At 65.1% G+C, this 16,164-nt stretch carries 14 protein-coding genes; 5 read left to right on the forward strand and 9 right to left on the reverse strand.

The annotated features are described in order from the left end of the window. Positions 1-137: 137 nt before the first annotated feature. Positions 138-560 (forward strand): nucleoside-diphosphate kinase, encoded by a 423-nt coding sequence (gene ndk, locus HYH08_RS02360; RefSeq protein WP_092294601.1) that lies wholly within the window; start codon positions 138-140, stop codon positions 558-560. Positions 561-603: 43 nt separating this feature from the next. Beyond that, complete coding sequence (locus HYH08_RS02365) at positions 604-1,464, forward strand: TerC family protein (RefSeq protein ID WP_220008123.1); 861 nt, start codon at positions 604-606, stop codon at positions 1,462-1,464. Between the two features lie 5 nt (positions 1,465-1,469). Here HYH08_RS02365 and HYH08_RS02370 read toward each other — a convergent pair whose 3' ends face one another. The 7 genes from HYH08_RS02370 to HYH08_RS02400 form a co-directional block, all read right to left on the reverse strand. After that, positions 1,470-1,781 (reverse strand): DUF3240 family protein, encoded by a 312-nt coding sequence (locus HYH08_RS02370; protein WP_220008124.1) that lies wholly within the window; start codon positions 1,779-1,781, stop codon positions 1,470-1,472. After that, on the reverse strand, positions 1,778-4,852 hold the full coding sequence (locus HYH08_RS02375) for an efflux RND transporter permease subunit (RefSeq protein ID WP_220008125.1): 3,075 nt from the start codon (positions 4,850-4,852) through the stop codon (positions 1,778-1,780). The genes HYH08_RS02370 and HYH08_RS02375 overlap by 4 nt, the downstream gene beginning before the upstream one ends. Continuing rightward, positions 4,853-5,986, reverse strand: a complete 1,134-nt coding sequence (locus HYH08_RS02380) for an efflux RND transporter periplasmic adaptor subunit (RefSeq protein ID WP_228747462.1) — start codon at positions 5,984-5,986, stop codon at positions 4,853-4,855. Between the two features lie 154 nt (positions 5,987-6,140). Continuing rightward, positions 6,141-7,643, reverse strand: coding sequence for an exopolyphosphatase (gene ppx, locus HYH08_RS02385; RefSeq protein ID WP_220008127.1), 1,503 nt, complete (start codon positions 7,641-7,643; stop codon positions 6,141-6,143). Positions 7,644-7,658: 15 nt separating this feature from the next. After that, complete coding sequence (locus HYH08_RS02390) at positions 7,659-9,851, reverse strand: RNA degradosome polyphosphate kinase (protein WP_220008344.1); 2,193 nt, start codon at positions 9,849-9,851, stop codon at positions 7,659-7,661. A gap of 143 nt (positions 9,852-9,994) precedes the next feature. After that, on the reverse strand, positions 9,995-10,672 hold the full coding sequence (locus tag HYH08_RS02395; RefSeq protein WP_220008128.1) for a P-loop NTPase family protein: 678 nt from the start codon (positions 10,670-10,672) through the stop codon (positions 9,995-9,997). Between the two features lie 91 nt (positions 10,673-10,763). Further along, a complete protein-coding gene (locus HYH08_RS02400; protein ID WP_220008129.1) occupies positions 10,764-11,306 on the reverse strand; it encodes a CDP-alcohol phosphatidyltransferase family protein in 543 nt (180 codons plus the stop codon). A 154-nt stretch (positions 11,307-11,460) separates the two neighbouring features. On the opposite strand from HYH08_RS02400, the gene purM reads away from it, so the two are divergent. Together purM and purN are read left to right on the forward strand one after the other, a co-directional pair. After that, the gene (gene purM, locus HYH08_RS02405; RefSeq protein ID WP_220008130.1) at positions 11,461-12,534 is read left to right on the forward strand and encodes a phosphoribosylformylglycinamidine cyclo-ligase; all 1,074 of its coding nucleotides are present in this window, start codon (positions 11,461-11,463) and stop codon (positions 12,532-12,534) included. Further along, positions 12,534-13,187, forward strand: coding sequence for a phosphoribosylglycinamide formyltransferase (purN, locus tag HYH08_RS02410; protein ID WP_220008131.1), 654 nt, complete (start codon positions 12,534-12,536; stop codon positions 13,185-13,187). Before purM ends, purN begins: the two co-directional genes overlap by 1 nt. Before the next feature lie 79 nt (positions 13,188-13,266). Here the strand turns inward: purN and HYH08_RS02415 are convergent, their stop codons facing one another. Further along, entirely contained in the window at positions 13,267-13,473 is a 207-nt protein-coding gene (locus HYH08_RS02415; RefSeq protein WP_008551638.1) for a cold-shock protein, read from the reverse strand. A gap of 370 nt (positions 13,474-13,843) precedes the next feature. On the opposite strand from HYH08_RS02415, the gene HYH08_RS02420 reads away from it, so the two are divergent. After that, positions 13,844-15,055 (forward strand): autotransporter outer membrane beta-barrel domain-containing protein, encoded by a 1,212-nt coding sequence (locus tag HYH08_RS02420; protein ID WP_220008132.1) that lies wholly within the window; start codon positions 13,844-13,846, stop codon positions 15,053-15,055. Positions 15,056-15,062: 7 nt separating this feature from the next. Here the strand turns inward: HYH08_RS02420 and HYH08_RS02425 are convergent, their stop codons facing one another. Then, positions 15,063-16,103: a LysR family transcriptional regulator gene (locus HYH08_RS02425; protein ID WP_220008133.1), complete on the reverse strand. Its 1,041-nt coding sequence runs from the start codon at positions 16,101-16,103 to the stop codon at positions 15,063-15,065. Between the last annotated feature and the right edge of the window lie 61 nt (positions 16,104-16,164).

The raw sequence follows: 16,164 nt of genomic DNA on the forward strand, positions 1-16,164 counted from the left end.
TGCATGCCTAAGCTAGGGCAAGGCAGCCTGCGGCGAAGCGTCCGGGGGCCGTCTTGGCGGTCGCTTGCCGTCCGGCAAAGGCGCCGATATAAGCCCCGCAACTCGAAAACCACCGCTTTCTTCTCAAGGACAAGATTATGGCCATCGAACGCACCTTCTCGATCATCAAGCCCGATGCAACCGCGCGTAACCTGACCGGTGCGGTCAACGCCGTGATCGAAAAGGCGGGCCTGCGCATCGTCGCGCAGAAGCGCATCCGCATGACCAAGGAACAGGCCGAGACCTTCTATGCGGTCCACAAGGCCCGCCCGTTCTTCGGCGAGCTCGTCGAGTTCATGACCTCGGGTCCGGTCGTGGTGCAGGTGCTGGAAGGCGAGAATGCCGTCGCCAAGTACCGCGACGTCATGGGTGCGACCGACCCGTCCAAGGCGGCCGACGGCACCATCCGCAAGCTCTACGCAAAGTCGATCGGCGAGAACTCCGCGCACGGTTCGGACGCCCCGGAGACCGCCGCGATCGAGATCGCGCAGTTCTTCTCGGGCAACGAGATCGTCGGCTGATCATCAGCCGATCTGGAAAGTCGACGGGGGATAAGGACTCATTGTGAATTGGCTCTGGCAGATCTTCGATCCCGCTACGATCGGGGCATTCTTCACCCAGTTCCGCAATGAGATGGCCGAGCCGACCTTCTGGATTGCGGTCGGCAAGATCATCTGGATCAACATCCTGCTCTCCGGCGACAACGCGCTGGTGATCGCGCTTGCCTGCCGCGGCCTCAAGCCGCGGCACCGCCTGTGGGGCATGATCCTCGGCGCCGGCGCGGCGGTGCTGCTGCGGATCATCTTCACCGGCATCGTCGCGAGCCTGATGGAGCTGCCGTACCTCAAGCTGGTCGGCGGCCTCGCACTGATCGTGATCGCGGCGAAGCTCTTGGTGCCGGAACAGGAGGACGAGGACGACGTCGAGTCGGCTTCGCATCTGTGGCAGGCGGTGCAGATCGTCGTCGTCGCCGACATCGTCATGAGCCTCGACAACGTCATTGCGGTCGCTGCCGCCGCCAACGGCAGTGTGCCGCTGTTGGTGCTGGGCCTTGCCATCAGCGTGCCGCTGATCGTCGCCGGTGCCGCGCTGATCATGGCGCTGCTCGCCAAATTGCCGGTGCTGGTCTGGGCCGGTGCTGCGCTGCTCGGCTGGATCGCCGGCGAGGTGATCGCGACCGATCCGGGCGTTGCGCCGAAGCTGCATTCACTGTCCGAGGGCCCGTTCGGCGCTTCGCTCGACAGGATGCTCGGCAGCCTGCACCTCCCGCCGCAATTCGCCCATGGCGGCGGTGGTGCCGAATATCTCTGCGCCGCGGTCGGCGTCGTCGTCGTGCTGCTCGTCGGCTCGATCTGGCGCCGGCGCAGCCTCAGCAAGGCCGCGCTGGAATCCTCTGAGCACCACGCCAAGGCGTCGGCGGAGTAGGCCGCTCAGTCGATCCTGCCGTGTTCCGTTACGGGCGTGGTCCAATAGACCAGCTTGGTGCCGGCGAACGACACCCGCAGGCGGCCGAGCAGATGGCCGGCATCGGCCCCTGCCAACACCACTTGCACGATGGTCTGATCGGCGTGGCCCTTCACGCGTTCGGCGGCCGTCAACAACCGGACCTCGGCACCATGACCTGAGCCTCGCGCGGCCGTGAATCCCGACACCAGATCGCTCTGTTCAGTGAGAAAGTCGAACATCTCGTCGCGAAGCCGGTGCGGCACGATGAGCGTGAGACAGACGGGCTGGTCGGTCATTTCGCCCCCTTCGACGCCCCGCCATAGCGGCGATAGAGGATCGGCAGGAGAATCAGCGTGAGCAGCGTGGAGGACAAGAGACCTCCGATCACGACGACGGCCAGCGGCCGCTGCACTTCCGAGCCGGGGCCGGAGGCGAACAGCAGCGGGATCAAGCCAAGCGCCGTGATGCTCGCAGTCATCAGCACAGGGCGCAGCCTGCGCATGGCGCCTTCGACGACGATTCGATCCTCAGGGAGGCCGTGCGCGCGGAGCTGGTTGAAATAGGACACGAGCACGACGCCGTTGAGCACGGCGATGCCGAGCAGCGCGATGAAGCCCACCGAGGCCGGCACCGACAGATATTCGCCCGTCACGACCAGCGCGAACACGCCGCCGATCAGGGCAAAGGGAATGTTGACGAGCACCAGCAAGGCCTGGCGGATGGCACCAAACGTCGTGAACAGCAGCACGAAGATCAAGCCGATCGCGACGGGCACCACGACGGACAGGCGCGCTGCGGCGCGTTGCTGATTCTCGAACTGTCCGCCCCAGCTCAGCCGGTAGCCGTCCGGAAGCGGCAGCTCGCCCGCCACTTTCTGGCGCGCCGCTTCGACGAAGCCGACCATGTCGCGGCCGCGGATGTTGGCGCGCACCACGCTCATGCGGGCGCCGTCCTCGCGGTCGATCTTCACCGGGCCGTCGACGCGTTGGATGCGGGCGACCTGCGACAGCGCGACGTGCTGTCCGGAGGCCAGCGTCAGCGGCAGGCTCGCCAGCAGGGTCGGTGCTGCGCGCGTCGTCTCGCTGCCGCGGACCAGGATCGGTGTGCGGCGGCCTTCCTCCAGCGCGGTGCCGATGGTCCGGCCCTCGATCTGGGTGCGCAGCGAGTTGACGATGGAATCGACGGTCAGGCCGAGGCGCCCGGCCTCCATACGATTGACCGCGACCGTGTAATATTGGGCCCCTTCGTTCAGCGTGGTGTAGACGTCCTCGGCCCCGTCGATGCCGGACAGGATCGCCGAAAGCTTTGCCGCGGTCTCGTTCAGCTTCGGAATGTCGGGGCCGAAGATCTTGACGGCGACGTCGCCGCGCACGCCGCTGATCATCTCTTGCACGCGCATGTCGATGGGCTGGGTGAAACTGAGCGAGATGCCAGGAAAGCCGGTCAGGACCTCGCGAAGCTTCTGCAGTAGGACCTCGCGATTGTCGCTCGTCCGCTCGTCCGCCGGCTTGAGCACGAGGAACGTGTCGGTCTGGTTGGGACCCATGGGATCGAGGCCGAGTTCGTCCGACCCGGTGCGGGCGACGATGCCGGCGACATCAGGCACCGCCAGCAGCGCAGCCTGCAGCCTTGCATTCATCGCAAGCGACTCGTCGAGATTGACGGAGGGAAGCGTCTCCACGCTGACGATGACGTCACCTTCGTCCATGGTTGGCATGAAGGTCTTGCCGAGCATGGTGTAGGCAAACACTGAACTGACGAGGCCGATCAGCGCTGCCGCAATCACCTTGCGTTCGTTGTTCAAGGCCCAGGCCAATGTCGGCTCGTAGACCCGCTGGGCCGCGCGCACCAGCAGGGGATCGCGATGCGAGGCAGATTTGAGCACGTAGGAGGTCGCAACCGGGATCACTGTGAGCGCCAGCAGCAGAGAGGCGGCCAGCGCGAAGATGATGGCCAGCGCCACCGGGATGAACAGCTTGCCTTCCAACCCCTGCAGTGTCAGCAGGGGGACGAACACGATGATGATGATCAGCACGCCCGAGGCGACCGGCTCCAAAACTTCGCAGACCGAGCGATAAATCAGGTGAATCGGCGGCAGGGCCTTGCCAGATTCGTGCTTGCCGAAATTGCCGACGATGTTCTCGACCACCACCACCAGCGCGTCGATGAACATGCCGATCGCGATCGCAAGTCCGCCGAGGCTCATTAGATTGGCCGACATGCCGACCACGCGCATGATGATCAGCGCGATTACGATGGCGAGGGGCAGGCTGAGCGCGATCACCAGTGAAGCCCGCCAATTGCCGAGGAAGAGCAGCAGTAGAACGATCACGAGGACAGTGGCCTCGGCAAGCGCCCGCACCACGGTGCCTACCGCGCGGTTGACGAGGCGGCTGCGGTCATAGAACACGTTGATCGACACGCTCTTGGGCAGCGAGGGCTGCAGCTCGGCAAGCCGGGCGCGCACGTCGCGGATGAGCTGACCCGCATTGGCGCCGCGCAGGCCGAGCACGAGCCCCTCGACGGTCTCGCCGCGGCCATCCGCCGTGACAGCGCCATAGCGCGTCAGCGTCCCGACTTTGACGGTCGCGACGTCTTTGACCATGATCGGCACGCCCTCACGGGTATCGACGACGATGGCCTTGATGTCCTCGATCGAACGAATGCTGCCTTCGATCCGAACCAGGGCGCTGTCCTCGCCCTGATTGACCCGCCCGGCACCGTCGTTGCGGCTGTTGGCTTCGATGGCTCGACGGAACAGGTCGTAGCTAATGCCGCGCGCGGCCAGCGCGTCGTTGCGCGGCACGATCTCGAAGGCGCGGACATAGCCGCCGAGCGCATTGACGTCGGCAACGCCCGGGACCGTTCGCAGGGCAGGGCGGATTACCCAATCGAGCAGGGTGCGGCGCTCGGCGAGCGAAAGCTCGGAGCTGTCGATCGTGAACATGAACATCTCGCCGAGGGGGCTCGTGATCGGCGCAAGTCCGCCGCTCACCCCTTCCGGGAAATCGCGCGAGACGTTCGATAGACGCTCCGAGACCTGGTTGCGCGCCCAGTAGATGTCGGTGCCGTCCTCGAAATCGACGGTGATGTCGGCCAGTGCGTATTTTGTGGTTGAACGGAGCACTTTCTTGTTCGGCAATCCCAGCAGCTCGAGCTCGACCGGGACTGTGATGCGCTGCTCGACCTCTTCGGGGGTGAGACCGGGTGCCTTCATGATGATCTTCACCTGAACCGGCGAGACATCAGGAAAAGCGTCGATCGGCAGGCCGGGCAGCAGGACGGCGCCGGCGGCGATCACGAGCAGCACGCCCAGCATGACGAACAGTCGCTGCGACAACGCGAACGCAACCAGGCGGCGGAGCATCTATTGCCCCAGTCCGGAGAGAATGCCGCGAAGCGCCGAGATGCCGCCGATCGCGATAGCGTCCTGCTCTGAGATGGGGCCAGACACCACGACATGATCCTGGTCTTCCGCAAGCAGCTTGACCGGGACCAGGCGGAAGCCGCCATCGAAGGCGACGAAGACCGACGTCCGCTCGCCCTGCCGGATCAGCCCGCTATAGGGAATCTCGAAGCCGCTTACGCCGGCGGAGAGAAAGCCGATGCGCGCGGCGGTGGTCTGACCGGGATGCAGCTCGCCGTCGTTGGGGACTTCGGCGCGGACCAGAATGGTTTGAGTGGCGGGGTCGATGGTCTCTGAGACCAGCACGACCTTGCCGGGCGTGGAATAGCCTTCAATCTCGACTCTCGCGCCGGTGCGGATCGCTCGAATGTTGGCGGCGGGCACCGCGATTTCTGCCCATAGCGGCGACAGCCGCGCCAGCTTGACGAGCGGCGCCGATTGTTCGAGCCGCTGTCCCGGCGACACGGCGAGGTCGACCGCGGAGGCAGTTTGCGGCGCGTTGACCGTGAGCGTGCCGCTGATCGCGGCGTCCTGGGACAGTCGGGAAATAGCATCGTCGGACATCCCGCTCAGACGCAGCATCTGACGCCGTTCGGCGACGACGAGTGCAGACTGGCGCGCTTCGGCCTGGCTGGCCTCGAGCACGCGTTGCGGCACGGCCTTACCCTCGAACAGATCGAGGTTGCGATTGAGCTGCTGGCTGGCGAGGTGCTCCTGCGCAATCGCGTGCAGATAGTCACGCTGCTGGGAGACGAAGCTCGGGCTCTCCAGCGTGACCAGCGGCTGACCGGCGGTGACGCGATCACCGCGCCCGACCAGGAGATTGGCGACCATGCCGGCCACGGGGGCGCTGACCACCCACAATTGCTGCGTGGGGATCACGATCTGGACGGGATAGGGCAGCGTGAGGTCGGTCCGGCTCGGAATCGGATGGGTGACGCGGACACCGAGATTGCGCGCCTGTACATCGCTCAGCTTCACTTCGTCCTGCGCCAGCGACACCGCAGACGCACAGCTGAATGCGAGCGCAAGAAAGGCGCAACCAGCCGCTTTCCGGGCGCGGACCGATCGGCGAATCCCAAGGTGGAGCTGCATGGCGAATTGACGTCCGAATCAACGTGGCTGCACGCTAATCCGACACGACGGCGGCGGGTTGATATGCATCAACCCGCCGCCGGACATGAAGAATGGTTTATGGTTGGCGCGAAGAATGGCGCCGCCTAACTGCGATGGACTCGCATTCGCAACGTCACCGCCGCACGATCGATCCGGCGCGGCTGACCAGGCGCGCCAGCTGCTTGAAGCGGCTGCCGACCCGGTCGGCGACGAGGTCGCCGAGCCGGTGCTCGAACACCAGCATCAGGTTGCGGCCATGGCTGCGGAAATGCGTGGCGGGAAGGACGCCCGGGCGCGCGGCCGAGATCAGGTGCGCGACGCGGAACGCGGCGCCGAGCAGGCGGGCGCGTTCGAGTTGCGTCGGGGTCAGCAGCTCCTGCATCGTGACCGGCGGCTGGTTCTCTTCGGAGAGGCCAGCGTAGCGATAGAACACCGACAAGCCGACGAAGGCGCGCTCGGTGTGGGTGATCGCGCCGAAATTGCCGTTGACGACGAGGCTCAGCGTCTGCTCGCCGCGGTGGTCGGGGTGCACGCGCCAGCCAATGTCGGAGAGCAGGCACGCAGCGTGGCGCAGGCGGCGATCCTCTTCGGTCTCGCGCAGTTTGACGACGCGCACGAGGCGGTCGGTCCAGGCGATCAACTCGCGGGCGTGCTTGGCCGAGCGTGACAGCAGCTGGTTCAGGTCCTCCGCCGCACAGATCAGGCCATCCTTGTTGCGTTCGGATTCCGCCAGCTTCTCGTGCAGCAGGCCTTCGCGCACGCCGAAGGTCGAGAACACGATGGTCTTCGGCTTGGCCACACGAATGATGTGCTCGAGCACCAGGGCCGCATAGGTGAGGAGCGGGCGGCGGGCGTCGGCGACGATCTCGATGTCGGCGAGCATGTTCGCGGCCGCGAGCCGGCGCAGCCGACGCGAGAAGTCGAGCGCTTCGGCCGCGGAGATCGAATAGCCGTGCATCACCTGCAGCGGATAGCCGCTCTGGATGATGTGGATGCGCGCGAGCGCGCGCCAGGTGCCGCCGACGGCGTAGAAGGTGCGGCCGCTGCCCGCTTTGAGCAGCTGCACCTCGTCGATCTCTTCGCGCACGATACGGTCGGCACGCTTGAGCGATTTGTGCGCGAGGTCCTGGAGCGCGAGGCCGCCGAGCGGCAGCGTCACGCCGCTGCGCACACTGTTCCGGCGCACGTCGATCAATTCGAGCGAGCCGCCGCCGAGATCTCCGACGATGCCATCGGGGTGATGGATTCCGGAGATGACGCCGAGCGCCGACAGCCGCGCCTCGCGCGGTCCCGACAGGATCTCGATCTTCACGGCGCAGATGCGTTCGGCCTTGGCGATGAAGTCGGGGCCGTTGGAGGCATCGCGACAGGCCGCGGTCGCAATCGCGAACACGCGTCCGACCTGCATGACGCGGCACAGCGCGCGAAAGCGCTTGAGCGAGGTCAGCGCCTTGTCGACCGCGTCAGGCGCGAGCAGGCCCGTGCTCTGCACCTCTCGCCCGAGGCCGCACAGCGTCTTCTCGTTGAAGATCGGAATCAGGCTCCGCGCCAGCGTCTCGTAGACGACAAGACGGACCGAGTTGGAGCCGATGTCGATGACCGCGACGCTGGAGCCGCGCTTGCGCGGCCGCGTCACGTCAAATATCCCGGATCAGGATTGATGGCGTTCGTTCCGGCGCGTGAGACGGCGCGGCGAGGATTCCTTGAGCGACTTTCCACGGCCAGACAGACTCGGATTTGTCATGAAGTAGTTGTGGACGTTGAAAGGCTCCTCGCCCTTCGCGGCCTTCATACGCGTTGAGGACCCGTCCGGCAACAATTGCCAGCTCTGCTCGTTGTCCTTCAGGTTCGCGACCATGATCTGTTCGAGAACCTGCTGATGCACCGTGGGATTTTGCAGCGGACACAGCACTTCGACGCGGCGGTCGAGGTTGCGCGGCATCATGTCGGCCGAGGAGATATACACAGCCGCTTTCGCGCTCGGCAGGCCCTGGCCCATGCCGAAGCAGTAGATTCGGCCGTGTTCCAGGAATCGCCCGATGATCGATTTGACGCGGATGTTCTCCGACAGACCGGGAATGCCGGGACGGAGGCAGCAGATGCCGCGCACCACGAGCTCGACCTGCACGCCGGCCTGCGAGGCCTCGTAGAGCGCGTCGATGATGTCGGGGTCGACCAGCGCATTCATCTTCATCCAGACCGCGCCGGGGCGGCCATGCCGCGCATGCGCGGTCTCGCCCTGGATGTGTTCGATGACGCGCTTGCGCAGGGTGAGCGGCGACACCGCCATCTTCTCCAGATCGCTCGGCGCGGCATAGCCGGTGATGAAGTTGAACACGCGCGCGGCATCGCGGCCGATGGTCGGATCCGAGGTGAAATAGGAGAGGTCGGTGTAGATGCGCGCGGTGACCGGATGATAGTTGCCGGTGCCGGTGTGCACGTAAGTGGTGAGGCTGCCGCCTTCACGGCGCACGACCATCGAGAGCTTGGCATGCGTCTTCAGTTCGAGGAAGCCATAGACCACCTGCACGCCGGCGCGCTCCAGGTCGCGCGCCCAGCGGATGTTGGCCTCTTCGTCGAAGCGCGCCTTCAACTCGATCAGCGCGGTGACGGACTTGCCGGCCTCGGCGGCTTCCGCAAGCGTGCGCACGATCGGCGAGTTGTTGGACGTGCGGTAAAGCGTCTGCTTGATCGCGACGACGTCGGGGTCGCGCGCCGCCTGCTGCAGGAATTGCACCACCACGTCGAATGACTCGTAAGGATGGTGGACGATCAAATCCTTCTGCCGGATCGCCGCAAAAATGTCGCCGCCATGCTCGCGTACGCGCTCGGGGTGGCGCGGCACGTAAGGGGTGAATTCGAGGTCGGGCCGGTCGAGCCGGGTGAGCTGCGAGAGCTCGTTCATGGCCTGCACGCCGTCGACCAGGAACACCTCATCGTCGGCGGCCGAGAGCGCGTGCTGCACGAAGCTGCGCAGCTCTTCCGGCATCTTGGCGTCGATCTCGAGCCGGATCACCGATCCGCGGCGGCGGCGCTTCAGCGCGGTCTCGAACAGGCGGACGAGGTCCTCGGCCTCTTCTTCGATTTCGAGCTCGGAGTCGCGGATGATGCGGAAGGCGCCCTGGCCGTGCAGATTGTAGCCGGGGAACAGGCGGTTGATGAACAGGCCGGTGGCCTGCTCCAGCGAGATCAGCCGGACGGCCTTGCCCTCGGACGGCAACCGGATGAAGCGGTCGATCTTGCCGGGCATGCGGATCAGCGCGTTCATCTGCTTGCCGTCGGCGGCGCGCGTGAGCTGGAGCGCGATGGTGAAGCCGAGGCTCGGGATGAACGGGAAGGGGTGGGCCGGGTCGATCGCGAGCGGCGTCAGCAGCGGGAACACGTTGTTGAGGAAGTAGTCCTCGATCCAGGTCCGCTCCGGCTTGGTGACGTCCTTGCCGTCGACCAGCACGATGCCGACATCGGCCAGCGTGCCGCGCAAATCGCCCCAGATCGCCTGCTGGTCGGAGGCAAGCTGCGAGACGGTGCGGTTGATCAGCGCGAGCTGCTCGGACGGCGTCAGGCCGTCGGGCGCGCGTTCGGCAATGCCCTCGCGGACCTGGGCCTTGATACCGGCCACGCGGACCATGAAGAACTCGTCGAGGTTATTCGCCGAAATCGACAGGAAACGCACCCGCTCGAGCACGGGATGGCTCGGATTGACCGACTCCTCGAGGACACGGCGGTTGAAATGCAGCCAGGAGAGCTCGCGATTGATGAATCGTTCAGGGCTGGTCGCGATTGCCGGAAGGCCCTCGGCCTCCGTCGCTTTTTCTTTAGTTTCAACAGCTTGCGCGGAATCCATAAGAAGTCGGTCCATCCAGTTCGCCCCAATTTGCGACTTATGCGCAAAACCGGCGGGAGCATGTGTTAGTCCGATGACGTTTCGATGACATTGATGTTCCGCCGCCACGCCGCGTCAAGCGGCCTCGGGGGCAGGCGGACGGGTCACGCGTCCCGCAGCAGCTCGGCGGCCAAGGCCCTTGTGACGGGCCGACCGAGCCGGAGGGCCTCGCTGTCGAGCAGCTCCACGGCCTGCCGGGCCGCCGCCGAGGACCGCTCCAGGCGGGTGGCGAGATAGCTGACCACGCTCTCGTCCACGCTGAGCTGGCGGTCGGCGCAGAATTTGACGATGAGGCCGCGGAACAGCTGGTCGTCCGGCGGCAGCAGTGCGACCACGGGCACGGCGCGCAGGCGCGAGCGGAGGTCGCGGAGGTCGATCTCCAGCGACGCCGGCACCTCGCGGCCCGTGAACAGGACATAGGCGCCGTCCTCGCGGGCCAGGTTCATGAGATGGAACAGCGCGCGCTCATCAAAATCCCCGGCCTTGAGATCCTCGACCACCACCGCGCCGGTGACGAGCGCGCCGGGGACGCCTGCGGCGGTCAGCGCATTGGCCGAGGTCGAGCGTGCGCCTGACACCTCCGCCCAGATCGCGGCGAGATGGCTCTTGCCGCTGCCTTCGGGGCCCGCCAGCCACATGATCCGGTTCGGCCATTCCGGCCAAGCATCGATGAGGGCAAGGCCGGCTTCGTTGGCGGGACCTTCGAGGAAATTGTCCCGGCTGAGGCTCTCCGCATGCGGAAGCGCGAAGGCCAATTGTCGGGGGTGAACGCGGACTGCCACGCTGGCCTTGCTCCATGCCGGCGTGCCGGCCTTGTTTGAAAGAGTCGACTTCATCGAGTGCGAGTTGGCCTTTTGCGGGGCCGCGTCCGGCTCACTTCGCCTCGATCGTGCTCATGTGCCGCAGCCATTCGACGAGATAGAGCGACACGGAGGAGAGCGTGAAGACCGTGACGAAGCCCATCAGGACGATGTCATAGGGCGCCGGCTTGAAGCCGAAGGCAAGGGCGGCCAGCACCAGAGCGGCATAGGCGACCTGCGCCACTGTGTTTAGCTTGGATACTTTCGACGGCTTCATCTCGACCGGCTTGTCGAACAGCCAGGATACGATCACTGCTGCGACGATCATGATATCGCGCGACACCACCAGGATCACGATCCAGCGCGGGATGTCCCCCCAAATGCCGAGCGCGAGGTAGATCGACACCAGCAGCGCCTTGTCGGCGAGCGGGTCGAGCAGGGCGCCCAGCTCGCTCGCCATGTTGAAGCGCTTGGCCAGGAAGCCGTCGACGGCGTCGCTGATGCCGGCGATCAGGAAGACGGCGAATGCCACCTCCATTTGGCTCGACACGATGGCCCAGACGATGATCGGGACCAGCAGGATGCGGCCCAGGGTAATGATATTCGGAATACTCACGCGGCGCTTCCCGGCACCCGGCCTGACCTCGAATCCGGCCCCTCGGGAGGCTGAACCGGTTGATATCTACATAGTATAGGCAGGCGCGCCATGCGAGCCATTGCGCGTCCCCGGAATTCGACGTAACCAGCCGCAAACCCACTGGAAATCGGGCATGACCGACCGCAAAAACGGCCTCACTTACGCCGATTCAGGTGTCGATATCGACGCCGGTAACCGCCTCGTCGACCTGATCAAGCCGATGGTGCGCGCCACTGCGCGCCCCGGCGCCGATGCCGAAATCGGCGGTTTCGGCGGCCTGTTCGACCTCAAGGCGGCCGGCTTCAAGGATCCCGTCCTGGTCGCGGCGACCGACGGCGTCGGAACCAAGGTCAAGATCGCGATCGAAACCGGCCTGCATGGCGGCATCGGCATCGACCTCGTCGCCATGAGCGTCAACGACCTCGTGGTGCAGGGAGCCGAACCGCTGTTCTTCCTGGACTATTTCGCCTGCGGCAAGCTCGATCCGGACGCCACCGCCTCGATCGTTGCCGGTATCGCCGAAGGCTGCCGCGAGTCCGGCTGTGCCCTGATCGGCGGCGAGACCGCAGAAATGCCCGGCCTCTATAAGGACGGCGATTACGACCTCGGCGGCTTTGCCGTCGGGGCGGCCGAACGGGGCACGCTGCTGCCGCGCAAGGACATCGCCGCGGGCGATGCCGTGATCGGCCTCGCCTCGTCGGGCGTGCACTCCAACGGCTTCTCGCTGGTGCGCAAGATCGTCGAGCGGTCCGGCCTCGGCTTCGGGGCGCCGGCGCCGTTCGCGCCGGTGATGACGCTTGGCGGCGCGCTGCTAACGCCGACCAGGCTTTACGTCAAATCCTGCCTGCGCGCGATCCGCGAGACGGGCGCGGTGAAGGGGCTTGCCCACATCACCGGCGGCGGTTTCACCGACAACATTCCGCGCGTGCTGCCGCAGAATCTCGGCGTCGGCATTGACCTCGCGCGCCTGCCGGTGCTGCCGGTGTTCAAATGGCTGGCGGCGCAAGCCGGCATTGCCGAGCTCGAAATGCTGCGCACCTTCAATTGCGGCATCGGCATGATCGCGATCGTCGAGCCTGACAAGGTCGACAAGGTGGTCGAGGTCTTCACCGACGCCGGCGAGACCGCGGTGCAACTCGGCACCGTGATCCCCGCCGAGGGCGAGCACCGCGTCGTCTATAACGGTCACCTCGATCTGGAACTGTGATGAAGCGCCGCGTCGCCATCCTGATCTCCGGTCGCGGCTCCAACATGTCCGCGCTGATCAAGGCAGCAAGCTCGGCCGACTTTCCGGCTGAGATCTCGCTGGTCATCTCGAACAAGGCGGACGCGCCGGGCCTCGAACGGGCGAGGGCGAGCGGCGTCAACACGCTGGTGATCGAGAGCAAGCCGTTCGGCAAGGACCGCGCCGGTTTCGAGAAGGTGCTGCAGGCAGCGCTCGACCAGCATGGCATCGAGCTGATCTGTCTCGGCGGTTTCATGCGCCTGTTCACCGCGGAGTTCACAAAAGCCTGGTACGGGCGGATGCTCAACATCCATCCGTCGCTGCTGCCGTCGTTCCCCGGCCTCGACCCGCACGGCCAGGCCTTGCGCGCCGGCGTCAAACTGTCCGGCGCGACGGTGCACTTCGTGATCCCCGAGACCGACGCCGGCCCGATCGTGATGCAGGGCGCAGTTCCCGTCAGCGACCACGATACGGCGGACACGCTGTCCGAGCGCATCCTCGAAGTGGAGCACCGCATCTATCCCGAAGCGCTGCGGCTGCTGGCGACCGGCAAGGTCAAGATCGAAGGTGATGTGTGCAAGACGGCGGGGAGCTCTGCGTCCGAGAATTTTCTGATTGCGCCTGTGGTGAGCTGAAGCGCTTTCTTCTTCTGGTCCCTAAACAAAATCCCCCGGCAGAGCCGGGGGCAACGTCATGATCTCTCATTGAGAGAAATCAGGAGACCTTGAGGTTCTCCGCGGACGATTTGCCGCGGTTCTCCACGAGGTCGTATTCAACCACCTGGTTCTCGTTGAGGGTCGAAAGTCCGGCACGCTCGACGGCCGAGATGTGGACGAACACGTCCTTGTCGCCGCCGTTCGGCTTGATGAACCCATAGCCCTTGGTCGGGTTGAACCATTTGACGGTGCCCTTTTGCGGCATCGTAGTCTCCTCCACTTGGTACAAAAAAGACGCGGCCGCTATTTCGCGTGCCACGCCACAAACGGGCTTCCGGAAGTCTGTTCGAGTCTCAGTGTCGCGAAACGCACAGCCGCGCGGCTAATTCCGATTGTGACCAATATTGCAACACGAAAATCGCGCGTTAGCAAGCCGCGCGCGATTTTCAAGGCCGGGTGGGCTGTCACAACCCGCGATTTGCGACCTGTGGCAAAGGAACCACAACCGAGGCAATAGCCTCCACGGTGGTGTGCCAACCGGTTGACCCTCAGTAACAGTTCGGCACAAATCGCATCATGCTTGGGCCGCTCCTGTTGCATTTTTGCGGCCGCCATTTGCTTTGGGATTTGTCGTCATGCGCTGCACCTCGCAGCTCTCAGGGACACGGCAGACGATTTGGCTGAGCCGCGTCGTCAGGGGGGCGGCAACGGTCGCGATGGCGTTTGCACTCGTCGTGATGACGTCGGCCGCGACGCCCGTCCTCGCGCAAAGTCCGACGCCGACGCCAACCGCGACACCAACACCAACACCAACACCGACGCCGACACCCACGCCGTCACCGACCCCGGTTCCGACGCCGACCCCGACACCAATTCCTACGCCGACCTCGATCAATTACGACCAGTCGGTCGGCAACAGCATGCTCAATTTCGGCTCCAATTTCCTGGAGCGGCTCGGCAACCAGGCTTCCGGCGGTGTCAACCGGGCATTCCGGACCAATCCCGGTGGCGGCGGCGCGTCCGCGGCCACGGAAGATCCGCGCTACCGCACCTGGTTCGAGGGCTACGGCATGTCGGTGCGGACCGACGCGCAAGGCGATTTCGTCGGCGACAAGCGCAAGACGTTCGGCGGCGTCGCCGGCTTCGGCGCGCGGATCGCGCCCGGCGTCAATCTCGGCTTCTCCGTCGACCAGAGTCACACCGACATCGATGTGCCGCTGGCGCTGCAGTCGGCAACGCTCGACCTCACGCAAATCGGGTTCAACGGCTCGGTCGACAAGGGCCCATGGACCTGGGCTTTCGCGGTGGTGCACGGCTTCGGCAAGGTCCATTCCAGCCGGGATACCGGCTTTGGCCTTGCCAGCGCGGGCTATCGCGCCGCGGTCGACGGCGCGCTGACCGAGATCAGCTATTACTGGACCAAGGACCAGATGCGCGTCGTGCCCAAGGGCGCGCTCGAATATGTGCGCGCCACCAGCGCGGCATTCCAGGAGACGGGCGGGCTTGATCCGCTCAATGTCGGCTCCACGGCACTCTCACGCGCGCGCATCATGATCGGTGCGGAGATCGGCCGTTACTTCATCTTCGACCGGAAGATTCTCGACCTATCGGCCTACGGCAAGTTCGTTGACAATTTTGACCAGAATTTGGGATCGGTGCAGGTCAGCCTCGGGAGCCAGAGCATCGTCGTGCCCGGCATCGGGGAGAGCCGTTACGGCGCGGACGCGGGCGCCTCGGCCTCGCTCAGCCTGACCAACACGGCGCGGCTCTACATCAACTACGACGGCAAGTTCCGCAACGAGCTGACCTCGCATCAGGGCACGGTCGGCTTCGAATATCGATGGTAGCGACCGCTTACGTCGGCGTCGCCGCGACATAGCCCGTCAATCCAAAGCCCTCGCGCGCGGCCGTCATCATCGGCACCAGCGCGTTCGGATGAATGAACTCGTCGCGGAAGCAGGGATAGGTCTTCGGGTCGAAGATCTTCTTCAGCCACTCGACCACGACCTTGTGGCGCTCGGAGCCGCGAAACTCGCTGTGATAGGTGAGCCAGAGATCGGCGTGGTGGCTGACGCCGAGATCGACGGGAACGAGCGGCGCCCCGAGCGCGACCGACACGGTCGGCAGGAAGCCGATGCCGGCGCCGCGCTCCACCGCATAGAGCACGCCGACCGAGGAGTTGGTCTTGATCCCGACGATGCCTTCGAGCGATTTCAGCCCGAGCACGCGGGCATAGGCGCCGTCGTCGACCTGCGGCGCGCTCTGCTTGATGATGCGGTGGTTGGTCAGGTCGGCGAGGGTGGCCGGCAGGCCATAGAGATCTTCGTACTCCTTGGAGACGAAGGGATAGATGTGCAGGCGGCCGAGCTTGGCGACGATCAGGTCGGGATTGGTCGGCGGCTCGAGCTGGATCGCGATGTCGGACTCCAGGCGCGCGACGTCGGCCTGCTCCATCGCGCAGCGCAGATCGACGGTGATCTTGCGATAGGTCTTCTGGAAATCGATCAGCCGCGGCAGGATCCAGAAATTGCCCGGGCCCTCCGTCACTGCGACGCGCACGGTGCCCGACGTATCGTTCGACACGCGCGAGGCGCGGCGGAAGACGTTGAAGGCATGACGCTCCATATGCGCAACGTCGGCGATCATCGCGGTGCCTTCATCGCTGAGCGTGAGCCCGCTCTGGTCGCGCAGGAACAGCTTGCAGCCGATGCTCTCCTCGAGCCGGTCGATCCGGCGCATCAAGGTGGTGGAGGTAAGGGCGAGCTCCTCGGCGGCGTTGCGGAAACTTTTATATTTGGCGCACGCTAAAAACAGCTTCAAATCGTCCCAGGACGCGTCCAGGGCTTCTTCACGGTGCTGCATCATCGCAGCACCCCGGTGCAATAACTGCTGCATACGCCAGATCCCCAGCCGCTAAGCTCATCCTCATAGCGGGGTACGAAAGCCGCAAACGATA

The organism is Bradyrhizobium sp. BR 10289, from assembly GCF_019455385.1.
Lineage (GTDB): Bacteria > Pseudomonadota > Alphaproteobacteria > Rhizobiales > Xanthobacteraceae > Bradyrhizobium.

Excerpts from the sequence above, each read along its gene's own strand:
- HYH08_RS02390 (WP_220008344.1), bottom strand. The coding sequence starts at position 9,851 with ATGGATTCCGCGCAAGCTGTTGAAACTAAAGAAAAAGCGACGGAGGCC.
- HYH08_RS02375 (WP_220008125.1), bottom strand. The coding sequence starts at position 4,852 with ATGCTCCGCCGCCTGGTTGCGTTCGCGTTGTCGCAGCGACTGTTCGTC.
- purM (WP_220008130.1), top strand. The coding sequence starts at position 11,461 with ATGACCGACCGCAAAAACGGCCTCACTTACGCCGATTCAGGTGTCGAT.
- HYH08_RS02380 (WP_228747462.1), bottom strand. The coding sequence starts at position 5,986 with ATGCAGCTCCACCTTGGGATTCGCCGATCGGTCCGCGCCCGGAAAGCG.
- ndk (WP_092294601.1), top strand. The coding sequence starts at position 138 with ATGGCCATCGAACGCACCTTCTCGATCATCAAGCCCGATGCAACCGCG.
- HYH08_RS02420 (WP_220008132.1), top strand. The coding sequence starts at position 13,844 with ATGCGCTGCACCTCGCAGCTCTCAGGGACACGGCAGACGATTTGGCTG.
- HYH08_RS02415 (WP_008551638.1), bottom strand. The coding sequence starts at position 13,473 with ATGCCGCAAAAGGGCACCGTCAAATGGTTCAACCCGACCAAGGGCTAT.
- HYH08_RS02370 (WP_220008124.1), bottom strand. The coding sequence starts at position 1,781 with ATGACCGACCAGCCCGTCTGTCTCACGCTCATCGTGCCGCACCGGCTT.
- purN (WP_220008131.1), top strand. The coding sequence starts at position 12,534 with ATGAAGCGCCGCGTCGCCATCCTGATCTCCGGTCGCGGCTCCAACATG.
- HYH08_RS02425 (WP_220008133.1), bottom strand. The coding sequence starts at position 16,103 with ATGCAGCAGTTATTGCACCGGGGTGCTGCGATGATGCAGCACCGTGAA.